The organism is Iodobacter sp. BJB302 (assembly GCF_002735645.1).
Lineage (GTDB): Bacteria > Pseudomonadota > Gammaproteobacteria > Burkholderiales > Chitinibacteraceae > Iodobacter.
The window spans coordinates 25,483-41,826 of record NZ_PDZG01000042.1 but is presented as its reverse complement, the minus strand read 5'-3'; the positions used below and the strand labels follow the sequence as shown (position 1 = coordinate 41,826).

15 protein-coding genes are annotated in these 16,344 nt (G+C 50.4%); 5 read left to right on the top strand and 10 right to left on the bottom strand.

Annotated elements, in window-relative coordinates; all coding sequences use genetic code 11:
* Positions 1–160: 160 nt before the first annotated feature.
* The 6 genes from CSQ88_RS14075 to CSQ88_RS14050 form a co-directional block, all read right to left on the bottom strand.
* Positions 161–862, bottom strand: coding sequence for a glycine zipper 2TM domain-containing protein (locus CSQ88_RS14075; RefSeq protein WP_143449483.1), 702 nt, complete (start codon positions 860–862; stop codon positions 161–163).
* Between the two features lie 241 nt (positions 863–1,103).
* Entirely contained in the window at positions 1,104–2,723 is a 1,620-nt protein-coding gene (locus CSQ88_RS14070; RefSeq protein WP_099398723.1) for a methyl-accepting chemotaxis protein, read from the bottom strand.
* A gap of 172 nt (positions 2,724–2,895) precedes the next feature.
* Positions 2,896–3,744 carry a Rossmann-like and DUF2520 domain-containing protein gene (locus tag CSQ88_RS14065; protein WP_099398722.1) on the bottom strand — a complete coding sequence of 283 codons (849 nt, stop codon included), beginning with the start codon at positions 3,742–3,744 and terminating at the stop codon, positions 2,896–2,898.
* A 72-nt stretch (positions 3,745–3,816) separates the two neighbouring features.
* A complete protein-coding gene (locus CSQ88_RS14060; protein ID WP_099398721.1) occupies positions 3,817–4,278 on the bottom strand; it encodes a DUF1456 family protein in 462 nt (153 codons plus the stop codon).
* An 87-nt stretch (positions 4,279–4,365) separates the two neighbouring features.
* Complete coding sequence (locus CSQ88_RS14055) at positions 4,366–7,194, bottom strand: valine--tRNA ligase (RefSeq protein WP_099398720.1); 2,829 nt, start codon at positions 7,192–7,194, stop codon at positions 4,366–4,368.
* Between the two features lie 78 nt (positions 7,195–7,272).
* Entirely contained in the window at positions 7,273–8,202 is a 930-nt protein-coding gene (locus CSQ88_RS14050) for a LysR family transcriptional regulator (RefSeq protein ID WP_257212605.1), read from the bottom strand.
* A gap of 127 nt (positions 8,203–8,329) precedes the next feature.
* Between CSQ88_RS14050 and CSQ88_RS14045 the strand changes: the two genes are divergently transcribed.
* Positions 8,330–9,100 carry an SDR family oxidoreductase gene (locus tag CSQ88_RS14045; protein ID WP_099398719.1) on the top strand — a complete coding sequence of 257 codons (771 nt, stop codon included), beginning with the start codon at positions 8,330–8,332 and terminating at the stop codon, positions 9,098–9,100.
* A gap of 27 nt (positions 9,101–9,127) precedes the next feature.
* Positions 9,128–9,550, top strand: a complete 423-nt coding sequence (locus tag CSQ88_RS14040) for a hypothetical protein (protein WP_099398718.1) — start codon at positions 9,128–9,130, stop codon at positions 9,548–9,550.
* A gap of 43 nt (positions 9,551–9,593) precedes the next feature.
* Here the strand turns inward: CSQ88_RS14040 and CSQ88_RS14035 are convergent, their stop codons facing one another.
* The 4 genes from CSQ88_RS14035 to CSQ88_RS14020 form a co-directional block, all read right to left on the bottom strand.
* Complete coding sequence (locus tag CSQ88_RS14035; protein WP_143449482.1) at positions 9,594–10,319, bottom strand: hypothetical protein; 726 nt, start codon at positions 10,317–10,319, stop codon at positions 9,594–9,596.
* A 5-nt stretch (positions 10,320–10,324) separates the two neighbouring features.
* Entirely contained in the window at positions 10,325–10,753 is a 429-nt protein-coding gene (locus CSQ88_RS14030; RefSeq protein WP_099398716.1) for a DNA polymerase III subunit chi, read from the bottom strand.
* Between the two features lie 115 nt (positions 10,754–10,868).
* Positions 10,869–11,357 carry a hypothetical protein gene (locus tag CSQ88_RS14025; RefSeq protein ID WP_099398715.1) on the bottom strand — a complete coding sequence of 163 codons (489 nt, stop codon included), beginning with the start codon at positions 11,355–11,357 and terminating at the stop codon, positions 10,869–10,871.
* A gap of 114 nt (positions 11,358–11,471) precedes the next feature.
* Positions 11,472–12,941 (bottom strand): leucyl aminopeptidase, encoded by a 1,470-nt coding sequence (locus tag CSQ88_RS14020; protein WP_099398714.1) that lies wholly within the window; start codon positions 12,939–12,941, stop codon positions 11,472–11,474.
* An 83-nt stretch (positions 12,942–13,024) separates the two neighbouring features.
* Between CSQ88_RS14020 and lptF the strand changes: the two genes are divergently transcribed.
* From lptF to galE, 3 genes are all read left to right on the top strand, one after another.
* Positions 13,025–14,083: an LPS export ABC transporter permease LptF gene (gene lptF / locus CSQ88_RS14015; protein WP_099398713.1), complete on the top strand. Its 1,059-nt coding sequence runs from the start codon at positions 13,025–13,027 to the stop codon at positions 14,081–14,083.
* Position 14,084: 1 nt separating this feature from the next.
* Positions 14,085–15,164: an LPS export ABC transporter permease LptG gene (gene lptG, locus CSQ88_RS14010; RefSeq protein ID WP_099398712.1), complete on the top strand. Its 1,080-nt coding sequence runs from the start codon at positions 14,085–14,087 to the stop codon at positions 15,162–15,164.
* 71 nt (positions 15,165–15,235) lie between these two features.
* Positions 15,236–16,246 carry a UDP-glucose 4-epimerase GalE gene (gene galE / locus CSQ88_RS14005; RefSeq protein WP_099398711.1) on the top strand — a complete coding sequence of 337 codons (1,011 nt, stop codon included), beginning with the start codon at positions 15,236–15,238 and terminating at the stop codon, positions 16,244–16,246.
* Positions 16,247–16,344: the final 98 nt, after the last annotated feature.

Sequence of the window (16,344 nt, the reverse complement as noted above, 5' to 3'; positions counted from 1 at the left end):
TCGTTTTGATACCCGCTTCGCCAGTTAAATATTGCTGAACGACAGAGAGCTTGAATTGCGTTGAGTACTTGGACATAAAAACACCCCAAAAATATGGACGGGTGTCCAACTTTTGGGGTGCAGTTCATTGCTGCGGCTTTTTACTGGAATCTTGGTTTGATCAATTACCTGATTGCACGATGCTGTCACCACTCGTACGTACACGATCACCCTGATTAAACGGTGGCCGCTCCTGGAAGCTGTAAGTGCGCTCGCTTTCATCTTCAAACGACACACGTACTTCATAAACAGTCACACTGCGATATTGTTTTTCTACCTGATGGCCGGCAACAGCACCGCCAATAGCCCCCAGTACTTCTGCCACAGTACGGCCATTACCGCCACCAATCTGATGGCCAATTACCCCACCCAAAACGCCGCCAGCAACAGCACCACCGCCGGAAGCCTCGCCTTTTTTCTCAACGGAGCGGATCGAAATCACGCGGCCGCAGCTTCGGCAAATTTCTTTAGGAGGCAAAGGTCGCAGTGTTGGATCGGGTTGAGCCACTTCTGCAGGTTTAGCCGCAGGCTTGGTCACAACCGGCTTAGGTTTGGGAGTTGGATGCGGCTTTATTGCAGGCGCAGGGGCGGGTGTGGGTGCCGCAGTTGGCACAGCAGTGGGTAATGCAGTGGGCGCTGGCGTAGCAACCAGAGCCAGCACAGGGGCACTGGCAACGGCTGGGGCCGATGCAACAACGGCCTGTGGCTCTGCAGCAGGTTTACCGATAAAGCCCAGCCAATTGGCCATACCTACTCCTGAAGCCAAAATCACCGAAGCGGCCGCAGCTAAAAATAGCGGATGAGTTTTAGGCTCTGACATCATGCATCTCCAAAAAAATATAGTGGGCAGGCTGATCACGCACATTGCGTAAAAACTGAGGTATCTGTCAGAACTGCCCTATGCCGCTATCCTGCCGTTTTTTTATAAAAAATGCAGTGAAAATCGACACTAACATGGAGGTATTTTTCACCTGATGATTACTGTAAGTACTTGTTACTGATTGTTTTTTACCGCACACAAAAAAGGCCGTGCTCAACACGGCCTTTGCTGAAGAAAACCAAGCTTACAATCTGAATTGTTTAATCAAAACTTCCAGCTGATCCGAAACCTGTTTAATGGATTGAGCAACCGCTACGGTGCTTTGCGCTGCATCTAAAGTACCCGACGAAAAATTAGCCACTTCATCAACATCATTACGGATCGCCTGGCTCGATTGCACCTGCGCCGCCAATGCATCGCCAATCAAACCAACTACCAATGCCGTAGCCGCCGATTCTGCCCGGATCGCTTTAACTGCTTCGCCGCCTTCCTTAGTCTGCTTTATTCCTTCTTTAAGCTGAACAACCATACCATCCATACGCGATTTGGCGGTCTGGCCACTATCCTGCACCGCGTTAATGGTGTCGCCAATTTCGCGTGTAGCGGTACTGGTACGCTCTGCCAGCTTACGCACTTCATCGGCAACCACAGCAAACCCGCGCCCCTGCTCACCCGCTCTTGCCGCTTCAATCGCAGCATTCAGGGCCAGCAGATTAGTCTGATCAGCCACCTCACGGATCACCGCAATAACCGCAGAAATACTGCCTACCCGCTGTGCCAAATCATCAATACTGCTTTGAGTTTCACCCACGGAATGTTCAATTTCCGAGAAGCGGTCTACAGCAGCCGAAATCACGGCAAGGCCCTGTGCAGAAATCTCTGTAGCGGCCTCACTTTGCCCTTTGGCGGTTTTTGCCTGCTGCTCAGCCTGCTGGGTCTGATGGGTAAACTCCTCAGCCGTTTGAGCAATTCTTGATGCAGCCTTACTTTGTGCCCCAACATACTGATTGCTGCTTTCCGCCTTAGCCACAATTTCATCGCCGGATGCATGCAGGGTATGTACTACGGATGACAGCTGCGAAATCACATCGCGCAAAGATTTACGCATCCGCAGCACTGAGCCATAGATACTTTGTGAAGATACATTGGCCGGGCGATCGTCGGCCTGCAAATTACCATCCGCCACAATCTGCACCAAAGCCATCACATCATTGGGCTCGCCGCCCAGATCACGCAATAAATTACGCACGGCAGCCAGCATAATCGCAGCGACTATCGCTGCGACGCCCAGACAGATCAAAACCTGCCAGCGGGCATTGCCCCAAAAACGCGCATCTGCCTCTGCAAAGCTGATTCCATTACCTACAATCCAGCCCCAGCGTGGCGTTTTTTGAGCAACTGAAAGTAAATCAACAACTTTGCCATCGCGCTTGGATGTCCACCAGTATTCAGTGAGTGCACCGCCAGATTTATCCAGTGCCGCCTGAGCAATCGCCCCCACGCTATTGCCTGCCGCATCTTTAAAATCATTAAAGCTGGTGCCGTGCAATTGCGGATCAAGCGGCGTGGCAACAAAGTTTAATTTATCGTCCACCACATAAACGTATTCAGACTTATGGTATTTATTTTCCCGCAACAATTGAGTGGCAATCTCTTTAGCCTGAGCCTCGGGAAGTTTGCCTGCAGCGGCTAAGTTTTCCAGCTGCACAATGCCGTTATAGGTGCTGCCCATTAATTGTTTGATACGGGCACTATTATCGTCATTGCTGGCCTGGCGCATCGTCCATAGCCCAACCAGCATGATGCCGATTAAAGCCAGCAATATACTAAATGCCAGCAGATATACTTTTTTACGTAATGACATCAATCATTCTCCCCAAAGCTTTTTGAATTTTTTTCTTAACCATCTTCTGCTTATATACGGTGAGTCTGTAAGGAATGCAAGAAGAAAGCGGCCTTTTCCTTAATCTGGCGAGAAAATTACAATTCACTTTTTTAAAAGGTTTAATAACTTTTAAACCAGCCCATCGTTTACATTATGAAAGTCTTTGAGAAAGAGCAAGTTGCTGCACATCAGACAACCTGTCACCGGCCAGATTAATTGTCGCCAGCCCCAGGCTTTGATAACAATGCCGGATATTAATATCGTTCAAAACGCTCAGGTGTTTATCTATGGTGCCCAGATCACCACGCACAATCGGGCCTGTTAATGCCGCAGCAGGCCCTAATTTTTTTATATTGCCTAAAGTTTGCTGCATTAAATTATGAATCAATAACTGAGCAATCTCTTCGCTAATTCCTGCCTGCCCGGCCGTTTTAACAGATAAATCAGCGAGGGTAACCAAATAATTAGCCGCCATGGTTAATGAGGCGTGATAAGCCGCTTTGCCGCCTTCTGCTAAATAAAAAGGCTTTCCGCCTAAGGCTCGCGCAAAGTCATACAAAACATCACACGCTTTTGCATCGCCCTCTAGGGCGCAAAGTGTGTCCGCAAAAGTGCTCACTGCTATGGCTGGATCAGCAAAAGAAAAAGCCGGATGCAAACTGGCAATAGATGCGCCAGCTGCTTTTAAAGGAAGAAGTAAAGAGGCTTCAGAAGCACCGCTGGCATGGAACACCACATTACCAGCCTGCACCACACCGCTTACCGCCAGCTCAATCGCCATCTCTGCGATCAAGCCATCAGGCACGGCCAATAGAAATAATTCAGCATGAGGTAAATCGGCTAGCGCAGCGCAGGCCTGCCCTGCCCCTATAAAAGCCACCGCCTCTCTGCTGCTGGCCAGTGAGCTGGCGCAAACCCCGGCGATTTGATAATGCTGCGCGGCTAATCGGGCAATTGATTTACCCAAACGACCGGGGCCGATAATATTAAGAGTGAGCATGAAGACACCACCGTTTGTATAAGACGGGTATCGCAATAAAAACCATGGCTCCACCCATCCTACGCAATAGATTTAACCACGCAAACGCAGCGTCAAACCTTTCAAAAAGTTTCTCAGCAATTGATCGCCACAGCTGCGATAGTGCTTATGATCTTTTTTACGGAATAAGGCGCTTAATTCTGGTTTGGATACATCAAAGCCTGCAGCAGCCAGAATGCTGTGCATATCTTCTTCTTTTAATTCAAAAGCCACGCGCAGTTTTTTGAGCACCATATTATTGCTCATAGGCAATTCAATAGGCTGAGCCGGGCGGCTTTCATCTTTACCACGCTTATGAAATACCAAGCCATCCAGGAAATAAGCCATTGCTTCATCGCAGAGTTCCAAATAGCCTTCTTCATCTTCTTTTTTTAAATAAGCCGCAACATCTTCTTTCGCTAAATCATAATCAGCCAGTTTAGCAATCGCCACAATATGAGCATCGCTTAAATCCAGCATATAGCGCACGCTGCGTAAAATATCGTTATTAATCATTTTATTTCCTTAAACCTTACGAATGAACACAACGTCCACTATCTCTTAAATAAAAACAGGCTGCACAAGGCAGCCTGTGAGTTAATGCTACTGCAATTTGGCCAGCTGGCTTTGCAATTTAGCCAGTTTCTCGGCAAATTCAACCATCAGGCCCTGATCTTTTTCTACCAGATGAGCCGGGGCTTTATCCAGATAACCCGGCTTTTCAAACTTGGCTTTAATTCTTTCCAAATTTTCAGTGAGCTTGCCGATTTCTTTAGTTAAACGCGCTGATTCTGCTGCTTTATCAATTTCTACTTTCAGCATTAAGCGCGTGCTGCCTGCAACGGCCACCGGCGCATCATCTTCAGGCAATTGCGCCACGATGGTCACGCTGGCAAGCTTGGCTAATGGCACCAAGTAAGCGGCGTACTGCTGCAGCTCTTCTCCGCCTTCCAGCAGCAGCGGTGTTTTTTGAGATGGCGGCAAGCCCATTTCGCCGCGCAGATTACGCACGGCAAAGGCCAGCGCTTTTAAGTTTTCCACCTGTGCATTAGCCGCATCGTTAACCAGGCTTAAATCCGCCACCGGCCAGTCGGCCACCATGATGGATTCGGTCTTTTTCGCGTTCGCCAAGGGAGCCACAACCTGCCATAGCTCTTCGGTAATAAACGGAATAATCGGGTGAGCCATACGCAGCGTGGTTTCTAAAACGCGAACCAAGGTGCGGCGGGTAGCGCGTTGCTGCGCTTCGTTGCCGGTTTGCAATTGCACCTTAGCCAGCTCGATATACCAGTCGCAGTAATCGTTCCAGACAAATTCGTAAATGCCTTGCGCCGCCAGATCGAAGCGGAAGGTATCCAGCGCAGTGCTGACATCGTGCTCCGCCTGCTGCAAACGGCCAATCATCCACTGATCAGCAAAGCTGTATTCCAGTGGCAATGATTCATCCTGACCTACGTCTTTACCTTCTACATTCATCAATACATAGCGGGTGGCATTCCACAGCTTATTGCAGAAGTTGCGGTAGCCTTCGCAGCGGTGCTGATCAAAATTAATGCTGCGGCCCAAGGTCGCCAGCGATGCAAAGGTGAAACGCAGAGCATCAGTACCAAAAGCAGGAATACCTTCCGGGAATTCTTTCTTAGTTTTAGCCGCCACTTTAGGCGCGGTTTCCGGGCGGCGCAGGCCAGAGGTGCGTTTTTCCAGCAGCGTTTCTAAATCAATCCCGTCGATCAGATCAACCGGATCCAGTACATTGCCTTCCGATTTAGACATCTTCTGGCCTTCACCATCCCGCACCAGGCCGTGGATATACACATGCTTAAACGGCACTTTGCCGGTGAAGTGCTTAGTCATCATAATCATCCGGGCAACCCAGAAGAAAATAATGTCAAAGCCGGTGACTAACACCGATGAAGGCAAGAAGGCATCCAGCTCTGGCGTGCTCTGGCCCGGCTTCCAACCTAAAGTAGAGAACGGCACCAGTGCCGAGCTGAACCAGGTATCCAGCACGTCCACATCTCGGCGCAGTGTTTTGCCCGGCGCTTGCGCTTGCGCTTCAGCTTCCGCCTGATTGCGTGCTACATAAACCTTGCCGTCTTCATCGTACCAGGCCGGAATCTGATGCCCCCACCAGAGCTGGCGACTGATACACCAGTCCTGAATATTATTCAGCCACTGGTTGTATGTGTTTACCCAGTTTTCCGGCACAAACTTAACTTCGCCATCCGCCACGGCTTGCAGTGCTTTTTCGGTGATGCTCTGGCCGGTTTCATCGGCTTTGCTCATGGCCATAAACCACTGGTCGGTCAGCAAAGGCTCAATCACCGAGCCAGTACGATCGCCACGCGGCACCATCAGTTTGTGTTTTTTGGTTTCAAGCAATAAACCCTGAGCATCCAGATCGGCCAGCATGGCTTTACGCGCTTCAGGCGCGGTTAAACCTGCGTAAGCCGCTGGTAAATCAATACTGCCCAGTGCATCGCCATCAAAGCTAAATACCTGCGCCTTAGCCAGAATCGTGGCTTCCAGGCTCATCACATTGATCAGTTGGGTGTTATGACGCTTACCTACCTGGTAATCGTTAAAATCATGCGCCGGTGTGATTTTTACAAAACCGGTACCAAAAGCCGCGTCCACATAATCGTCGGCAATCACTGGGATTTCACGGTTGGTAAGTGGTAATTGCAGTGTCTTACCAATCAGATGGGTAAAACGCTCGTCTTCTGGATTAACCGCTACGGCCACATCGCCGAGCAAGGTTTCAGGACGGGTGGTGGCCACCACGATAAATTCATCGCTGCCCACCACCGGATATTTGATATGCCACATATGGCCGTCTTCTTCCTCAGAAACCACTTCGAGGTCGGAGATGGCGGTGCCTAATTTTGGATCCCAGTTAGACAAACGCTTGCCACGGTAAATCAGGCCCTGCTCAAATAGGCTAACAAAGACTTCAGTCACCGAGCCTGAGCATTGCTCGTCCATGGTGAAGTATTCGCGCTGCCAATCCACCGATGCACCCATGCGGCGCATTTGCTGGGTAATCGTGGCACCCGATTCTTTTTTCCATTCCCAGATTTTTTCTACGAATTTTTCGCGGCCTAATTCATGGCGGCTGATGCCTTGCGCATCCAGCTGGCGCTCCACCACGATTTGCGTGGCGATACCGGCGTGGTCGGTGCCGGGCTGCCACAGGGTGTTTTCACCCTTCATGCGGTGGTAGCGGGTTAAGCCATCCATAATCGTTTGATTAAAGGCGTGGCCCATATGCAAGGTGCCTGTCACATTGGGTGGCGGCAACTGAATGCAGAAAGATTCTGCAGCTTGCATATTTGGCTGAAAGTATCCTGCTTTCTCCCACTCTGGGTAGTAGCGGCTTTCGATCTCAGCGGGTTCGAAACTTTTAGCGAGTTCTTTAGGCGTTGTGCTCATGGGAAAAAGGCTCAGTCGTTCATAGATTAACCCGCGATTATATCCTTAACCGGCCTGCTTCATGTAGCACTCGCGCCATTAAACAGCGGGAATAAAACACCCTGCGGCTAATTCACCGGCCAATATGCCCGACATCCACGCTACAAAAACCTGTACACGCTGCGAGCTGTGCCGCTGATAAGGGTAAAGCACCGATACCGGCAGCGCTGCAGCCTGATATTGCGGCAGAACTTCAATCAGCTCTCCGCTGGCAAGATAGAGCGCCGCATCATAAGCGGGCACCTGGATCAAGCCCAGCCCCGCCAGGCCGCAAGCCAGATAGCTTTCAGCATTATTAACCGTGATCCTGGCCGGCATCGCAAGGCTAAGGTTTTCTCCGTTTTCCATATATTCCCAACACGCCGTTTGCTCGGATAAAGAGCGGCTGTAGCCCACCATATAATGCTGGCTTAATTCCGCAAGAGACTGAGGCTTTCCCCATTGCCGGATATAGGCGGGGCTGGCGTAATTGCCCTGGGGCAATAAACCTAGACGCTTAGAAACAAGCCGGTCCTCATGCAAAGCGCCTACCCGCAGCACGCAATCCACGCCTTCGCGCAGTAAATCAATCACATGATCACTCATGCCCATTTCGATATGAATATCAGGATAACGCTGAAAAAACGCGGGTAAATGGGGTGCAATCAGGCTGCGGGCCATGCGGGTGGGCACATCGATCCGCAATACGCCCTGCAGGCCGGATTCACGAAACAATTGTGCCGTTTTATCCAGATCAGCCAGCAGGCGCTGGCAATGCGCATAGTAGCTGCGCCCGTCGCCTGTCAGCTCTAAATGGCGGGTAGTTCTGCTGAGTAATCGTGTGCCCAGATGGCTTTCCAGCTGCTGCAAAGTGGTTGAAGCCACCGGGCGGGACAACTGCATCAGCTCTGCAGCGCGGGTAAAACTGCCACTGTCACTGATTTTCACAAATAGACGCATAGCCTGAATTAAATCCACAAGCACTCCCATTGTTTTGCCAGACAAAATAGTGTTTTCATTTTAGCCGTATTTATCCCCATGAGGCCGCGCAGCATACTGCATTCACTTCTTCTGAGCGCTGATTTCAGCCCGCTCTCTTTTTTAAAGGAATGCAGAAATGTCCAAACACACACTGGCAGGAAAAGTCGTTGTTATCGGCGGTGGCGCAAAAAACCTGGGCGGGCTGATCAGCCGCACCCTGGCCGCGGAAGGCGCATCGATTGTGGTTCACTACAACAGCGATGCAACAGCAGCGGCGGCTGCAGAGACCGTGGCAGCGATTGAAGCCACGGGCGGCAAAGCGTTTGCAATTCAGGGCGACTTAAGCAAAGCGGCCAACTGCGTGGCTTTGTTTGATGAAGCTGTAAAACGTTTTGGCGGCGTGGATATTGCCATCAATACCGTCGGCAAAGTGCTCAAAAAAGCGATTGTCGATGTCAGCGAAGAAGAATTCGATGAGATGAGTAATATCAACAGCAAGGCCGCGTTCTTCTTTATCCGCGAAGCAGGCAAGCATTTAAACGACAACGGCAAGATTTGCACCATTGTCACCTCGCTGCTGGCCGCCTACACCGGCTATTACTCAACTTATGCAGGCACCAAGGCCGCTGTTGAGCACTTTACCCGCGCTGCTGCCAAAGAATTTGGTGCTCGTGGTATTTCTGTTACCGCCGTTGGCCCTGGCCCTATGGACACGCCTTTCTTTTATGCCCAAGAAACACCAGAAGCCGTGGCTTACTTAAAAGCATCGGCTGATTTAAGCGCCTTTAATAAATCGGGCTTAACAGAAATCGAAGACATCGTGCCTTTGATTAAATTTCTTGTCAGCGAAGGCTGGTGGGTAAACGGGCAGACCATTTTTGCCAATGGTGGCTTTACCACCCGCTAACAAAAACCACATCAGAAGGATACTCAAATGCGGCTCATCACTCTTTTATTCATCAGCGCACTGGGTATCCCTGTGGCGCAGGCACAAACTTATACCGAAGGGCTGGATAAACTCAGCAATCCGCTGGTTAAAACGGCAGTAAAGGCCATGCAGCATAATGACAGAGAGGCTTGGATGAAGGTTTTTTCACCTAGGGCAATTGTCAGCGACGATGGTAAAGAAAGAGAATTTATCCAATGGTCTGACAGCGAAATCTTTGGCCGCCTGCGCGCTTATATTGTGCTTGGAAAGTCACGCGGCTACTTTAAGCGCATTGATAAAGAAGAAAATAAAGGCACGAGTATTTACGGCTATTTCCACACCGACCGCTGGGGGGAATTCAATACCTATATGCACTTTAAAATAGAAAACAATCAGATTATCAGGCTGGATGTGGGGCAAATTAAATAGCGCGGTGGCTGATTAAATGGCGGAATGCTCCCGCCATTTAATTCTAACCATGCTTACGCAGCTCTTCTTTCACCAGCTCTTCCACACGCGGCAAAAGTTTTTGCTCAATTTCGATCGTCATATCGCTCATTAAGCGGCGCAGCGTATCTTCGTAAAATGTACTCATCAGGCTGGCAAAATGCTGGCGGGTAAGCTGCTCTACCTCGGTAGCAATTTCAACACCCAGCTGCGCTGCAACCGTTGCGCTTAATTCGGCAATGACCTTCTCACTCAGCCCAGGTGCTTCAGGCTCTGCTGGCACCAGCTCTGGCTCAATCGCGTCAAAAAGCGGCTCTTCATCCCACTCAGCCTCATCAGCAACACTCACCAGCCGGATAGAAGACAAGCTCTCTGCTTCAGGGATTTCTTCTACAACCGGCAGATCCACAGGCGATTCTTCCCAGCCACTGCCCCATGGATTGGCCTGCGATAAGGCATTTAAATCAAGCAGCGGCAGATCTAAAAACTCCACCACGGGTGCTGCCACAGGCTCGGGCTCAAAGATCTGCACTTCTTCGTCTTCAACGATATCCTCTGCCGCAAAAAATTCTTCGGGAGGAAACATTAAAATATCGTCAAAAACAGCAGCTTCGTTCACGGCCTCGGTCAGCACCGGGATATCGTCGGCCTCGTCCAGCAATACAGGGATAGCCTCAGCCGCCGCAGCACCGCCACGGTGACGCGCCAGTAAGGCATCCATTTTATCAAATAAGGGGCTTGATTCAGACACGCGGCTCATCCTGCCCTATCCATCATATCGAAAGAAGTCGGCTTAAAGCCCTGAGCCACATAGGCCTTCCAGCGCCCGCGCGCCAGGTTGCGCGCCTCTTCATCAATCGGCACAACTTCAACAACCCGCTGATAGCGCTCAAAACCCGCAGGCAAGCCATTGGTCCAGTTAAAAAGCAACTGCCGGGCAGGCAACAGCTCGGGACGGTAATCCAGCACAATCGGGGTGTCTGCCACAATGGCATCATCTGCAGCACAGTGAGGTAAAAAACCCGTCTGCGGTACTTCCCACAGCAAGCCATCCAGCGCAGCAGCAGCGGCCTGGCTGTCTGCGAGGATATTGATACTTAAACGCTTGGCCAGCGCTTTGCTTACCAGCTGGCAAAGTGCGTGCTCACGATTAGGTACATTGAAGTAGAAAGAAATTTCAGTCATTAAGCTTTAATAAACCATATTTTGTATTTAATCCCGGAGGATTAATTTAAATGCTAAGAAATATCGTTGCGATCAGCCATTACAAGTAAGTATAACAACTCATTTTTAACTTATTTTAAAGAGACCAGCCGCCTGCCTGTGCAAGAGCACCTTTTCTTTTGTCAAAGTACCAGCAATTTGAAGTAAGTAAAGGCCCAAAGTAACAAAGAATGCCACTGCCTTTAGGAAACTTAAAAGAAGCCGAAATGCCTTCGGATGTCATCGCGGTCTTTTTTATTTCCTGCGCTTTTTTGGGCCCATAGCAATTGAGCTCAAAACGCGTCACATCAAACTCATCGCGATTATAAAAATCTTTTGCCTGCATGGTTTCTAAGAGCTGAATTTTATCCTTCGCATCCAGCCAGATAACACGAATCAATCTGGCTTTTTTATCACGAATAACAAAAGCCGATTCACCCCTGATGCCCATCTCATCGCCTGAACATTTTCCAATCAGCGCATAAGTGGGAAACTGAGCGGCTATTGCAGCAGCAGGCTCTGCCCGGGCAGAAAAAGACATCACGCAGAAGGCCAATACAGCGCTCCACTTAAGCAGCATATGCATCGGTGAATTCCTGGAAGACAATCATCATTGGACAGAACAAAAAATAGATTCGATAAATCAACAGCCCGCTCAGAAGTTAATCCTTCTGAGCGGGCTGTTAAACAGCAGGCTGAATTATTTCTTTTTTGCTGCAGCACGCTGAGTTAAAAACTCAACCAGCAATGGCACAGGGCGGCCTGTTGCGCCTTTTGCCGCGCCAGACTTATGCGCCACACCCGCGATATCTAGGTGAGCCCATGTGTATTCCTTAGTAAAGCGGCTAAGGAAAGCAGCAGCGGTGATCGAGCCAGCTGCACGGCCTCCGATATTAGCCATATCGGCAAAGTTGGATTTCAGCTGTTCCTGGTAATCATCCCACAGCGGCATGCGCCATGTTTTGTCACCGGTTTCGCGTGAGGCTTTGATCAAATCATCGGCCAATTGGTCGTTGGTGGTGAATAAACCGCTGGCCACATGGCCCAAACCAATAATAATGGCGCCGGTCAGTGTGGCGATATCAATCACCAGCTCTGGCTCGTAGCGTGCGACGTAAGTCAGCGCATCGCACAGAATCAAGCGGCCTTCGGCATCAGTATTCAAGATTTCAATTGTCTGGCCGCTCATCGAAGTCACAATGTCACCCGGCTTAACCGCATTGCTGGAAGGCATGTTTTCGCAAGTCGGGATCACGCCAACCACATTGATCGGCAGGCCTTGCTCGGCGATGGCGCGAATCACGCCCATTACCGTAGCAGCACCGCACATATCAAACTTCATTTCGTCCATTTCAGGGCCAGGTTTCAGCGAAATACCACCCGAATCAAAGGTAATCCCTTTACCCACCAGCACTACTGGCTTCTCTGATTTTTTACCGCCCTGGTATTCCAAGCAAATCAGCTTAGGCGGCTCGATGCTGCCCTGGGCCACAGAGAGGAATGAGCCCATGCCGAGCGCTTCCATTTCAGGCTTTTCCAGCACGGTGCATTTCATTTTGTAGCTGGCAGCCAACAGATGCGCTGCATTAGCCAGATAGGTAGGGGTACAAATATTGCCTGGCAGATTGCCTAAGTCACGGGTTAAATTCATCCCGTGGCCCAGAGCAACACCGGCTTGCAGGCCATTCTCGGCTTTTTCTACTTCGGATTTTTTGCTTACGGCAATATTTACAGCTGTTAAAACCGGAGCGGCTTCAGGCTCAGATTTAAACTGCACAAAACGGTAGCTTTCAAAAACCAACGCTTGAGCGATAATAGCGGCCGCGTCTTTCAGACCCAGTGCTTTTGCAGCGGCAATTGCTAGGAAAATATCTGCCGAAGTGGATTTACCAGCCACTAAAGCTTTAGCCGCAGCAAGCGCTGCCTTGCGGAACGCATCCGCATCAAGCTTTTGCTCGTCGCCAAGTTGTACTAATAAAACACGGCGGCCTGGCAAGGGAATATATAAAGTGGAGCCAACGCTATCGCCCAATTCATTGCAGGTTTCTGCCAACCAACCGTCTTTGTCCAGACCTGCTGCAAGTGCAGAAAGTTGTGTACCAAACACCGGCAGCACCAGACAATCCGCTGCTGTTTTTTCGGGGACAGATAGATTTATGCTAAATTCCATTATTGCTTCCTATTGCTAAGTTTAAAGGCCGCGAAAATTTCGCTCGATTATTTCCTAGTACCCCCGCAAAGTCAAAAACGCCCATGCTGTTTCGTAAAAGCCTAATTCAAGAAATGTCCTGGGTCGCCCTTGGGGCCTTCTTCGTGTTGCTCATGTTAATCATGACAACGCAAATTGTACGCCTGCTCGGCCAGGCCGCCATTGGTGCTCTCGCCAGTTCTGCGGTCTGGGCCATGATGGGCTTTGCTGCCGTGCGCTATCTGCCCATACTTTTATCACTGATGCTGTTCTTTGCTATTCTGGCCGTGCTGACCCGGCTTTGGAAAGACCATGAAATGGTGATTTGGTTTGTCAGTGGCCGCTCTATCCTCAGCTTTATCCGGCCTGTCCTCGAATTTACCATACCTGTAGTGATTCTTATTGCGCTGTTATCTACCGTGCTCTCTCCCTGGGCCTTAGAAAAAGGCCAGGAGTACAAAGAAAAATCACTTTCCCGCCAGGAAGTTACTCAGGTGGCGCCCGGCGTATTCAGAGAATCGCCCGCAGCAGACCGTGTTTATTTTGTTGAAAACTTCACCGGCGGCAATGGCAATAATGTGTTTGTGCAATTGCGCCGCGACGAAAAATTAACCGTGATTCTGGCAGAAAAAGGCGGCCTCTATCTGGATAGCGATGGCTCCCGCTGGCTGTGGCTCGCCAAAGGCAAATCCTATGAAGGCCTGCCGGGCACCGCTGCTTATGAAACACTGGAATTTGAAAATGCACGGCTGCGTATCGAAGCAGGTGAAAGCCCGCGCTCCAGCCCGTCTACTCAGGCCACCAGCACGATGGTACTCTGGAAGAGCAAGCTGCCAGAGCACCAGGCAGAGCTGGCATGGCGGCTGGCGATCCCCGTATCGGCCTTAATTCTCAGCCTCGCGGCGATTCCGCTGGCGTTTTTTAACCCACGTGGCGGGCGCGCATCTAATTTATTGGTCGCCGTTTTTGCCTATTTCTTTTATTACAACTGCATCAATATTGCACAGGCCTGGCTTAGCGATGGAAAAATCCCGCTTATGCTGGGAATGTGGCCGCTGCATGCGGCAGCGCTGTTGATTACGCTGGGGCTGTTTGTCTGGCGCGGCAAGTTGCGGGGAAGTTGAAATGAGTCTCTTATCTCGCTATTTAATGCGCGAACTCTCGCTGTTTATTTTATTTGCCCTGATTGGCCTCTTGGGTCTTTATACCTTTTTTGATTTGATTGCCGAGCTGACCGATCTGGGCGTTGGCGGCTACCGCCTCAGTGATGCTCTGATTTTTGTGGCACTGCGTGCGCCTGCTAATGCTTATGAGCTTTTGCCCATTGCCGTACTGATAGGCGGCATTTTTGGCCTTTCGCATTTATCCGGCTCATCCGAGCTGACAGTGATCCGCGCTTCCGGCGTATCGCTCAAACGGCTTTTACTCTGGCTTTGCCTGATTGGCGCATTTTACGGCGCAATTACCCTGCTGCTGGGCGAGTACATCGCACCTGCAGGTAAACGCATGGCCAATCAGCACCGGCTGGCCGCCACGCAATCGATGCTTGTAGGTGACTTTCGATCCGGCGTCTGGATTAAAGACGGAAGGCAAATTGTAAATATCGCTGAAATGCTGCCCGACTTAACCGTTGTGCATGCGCGCATTTATGAGTTTGGCAAAACACTTACGCTGGAAAGGGTGATCGAAGGCCATAACGGCCGCTTTCAAAGCAAGGGCAACTGGACACTGCAAAAAGCCACGGTGACGCAGTTTTTGCCCGAACACGCTGGTGTAGCACTGAGTAAACCCGCTGTATTTAACTGGCAGACCTCCATTTCCCCCGCCATGCTGGCTGTGCTGCTGGTAGAGCCTGCGCAGATGTCTGCCACTTCTTTGCTCAGCTATATCGATCACTTAAAGCGCAATAAACAAAAAACATCACGCTACGAGCTGGCGCTTTGGGGCAAATTATTTTACCCGCTGGCCTGTTTGTCCATGGTGCTGATCGCCCTGCCCTTTGCCCAAAGCCAGCGCCGCAGCGGCAATGCGGGTGTGCGCGTTTTTATCGGCATCGCCTGTGGTTTGATTTTTCATTTTGCCAATCAGATTGTGGTGTATTTAGGCGACTTATATAACTGGCCGCCGCCGATTGTTGTTTCTATCCCTACCTTGCTTTTCTTGTCTGCAGCGGCTTTTATGCTGTGGCGACAAGAACGGCGCTAAGAAATAGTCAATTTGCAAGGGAGCTTGCCCATGATTCATGGCAAGCACCTGCACATCAACAGGAGTTTTCCATGCATGTTTTACTGACTGGCGGAGCGGGCTATATTGGCTCGCACACCTATATCGAATTGCTTGCAGCTGGCTTTAAACCGGTTATTTTTGATAACTTTTACAATGCCAAGCCAGAAGTCCTGAACCGCATCGCCACCATTACCGGGCAAGCTGCCGAATATGTGGAAGGCGATGTGCGTGATGCTGCTGCATTAAAAGCCCTGTTTCAACGCTATGACTTTAGCGCCGTCATCCACTTTGCAGGCCTGAAAGCGGTGGGCGAATCGGTTGAAAAACCACTGATGTATTACGACAACAATGTGGTTGGCACCCAGCGCCTGCTTGAAGCCATGCAGGATGCAGGCGTTAAAAACCTGGTATTCTCTTCCAGCGCCACCGTTTATGGCGACCCGCATGCTGTGCCGATTACCGAAGATTTCCCGCTGTCAGCCACCAATCCTTATGGCCGCTCCAAGCTGATGGTTGAAGATATCGTCCGTGATATTTTCAGAGCAGACGCCAGCTGGAATTTTGCCCTGCTGCGTTATTTCAACCCGGTTGGCGCGCATATTTCTGGCCTGATCGGTGAAGACCCGCAGGGTATTCCAAACAACCTCATGCCTTTTGTCGCCCAGGTCGCCGTAGGTAAACGCGAAAAACTATCTGTGTTTGGCAACGACTACCCTACGCCCGATGGCACTGGCGTGCGCGATTATATCCACGTGGTTGATCTGGCCCGGGGCCATGTCAAAGCCCTGCAAAAGCTGGCGACAGCGCCTGGCTTAGTGACCGTCAATCTGGGTACGGGTGTTGGTTACTCTGTGCTGGATATGGTTAAAGCCTTTGAAAAAGCCTCCGGCAAAGCCGTGCCTTATCAAATTGTGCCGCGCCGCGCTGGCGACATCGCCGCCTGCTACGCCAACCCAGCTTCGGCACTGGCCGTACTGGGCTGGAAAGCGGAAAAAACCCTTGATGATATGTGTCAGGACAGCTGGAAATGGCAGAGCCAAAACCCGAATGGCTTTAATTAATTAAATAGCCGGGCCAGAAAATTACGGCTGAGCAATTTTCTGAAAAATAAAACAAAGGCGCATTTTATGCGCCTTTGTTGCATTCAAACCAAGAGGCC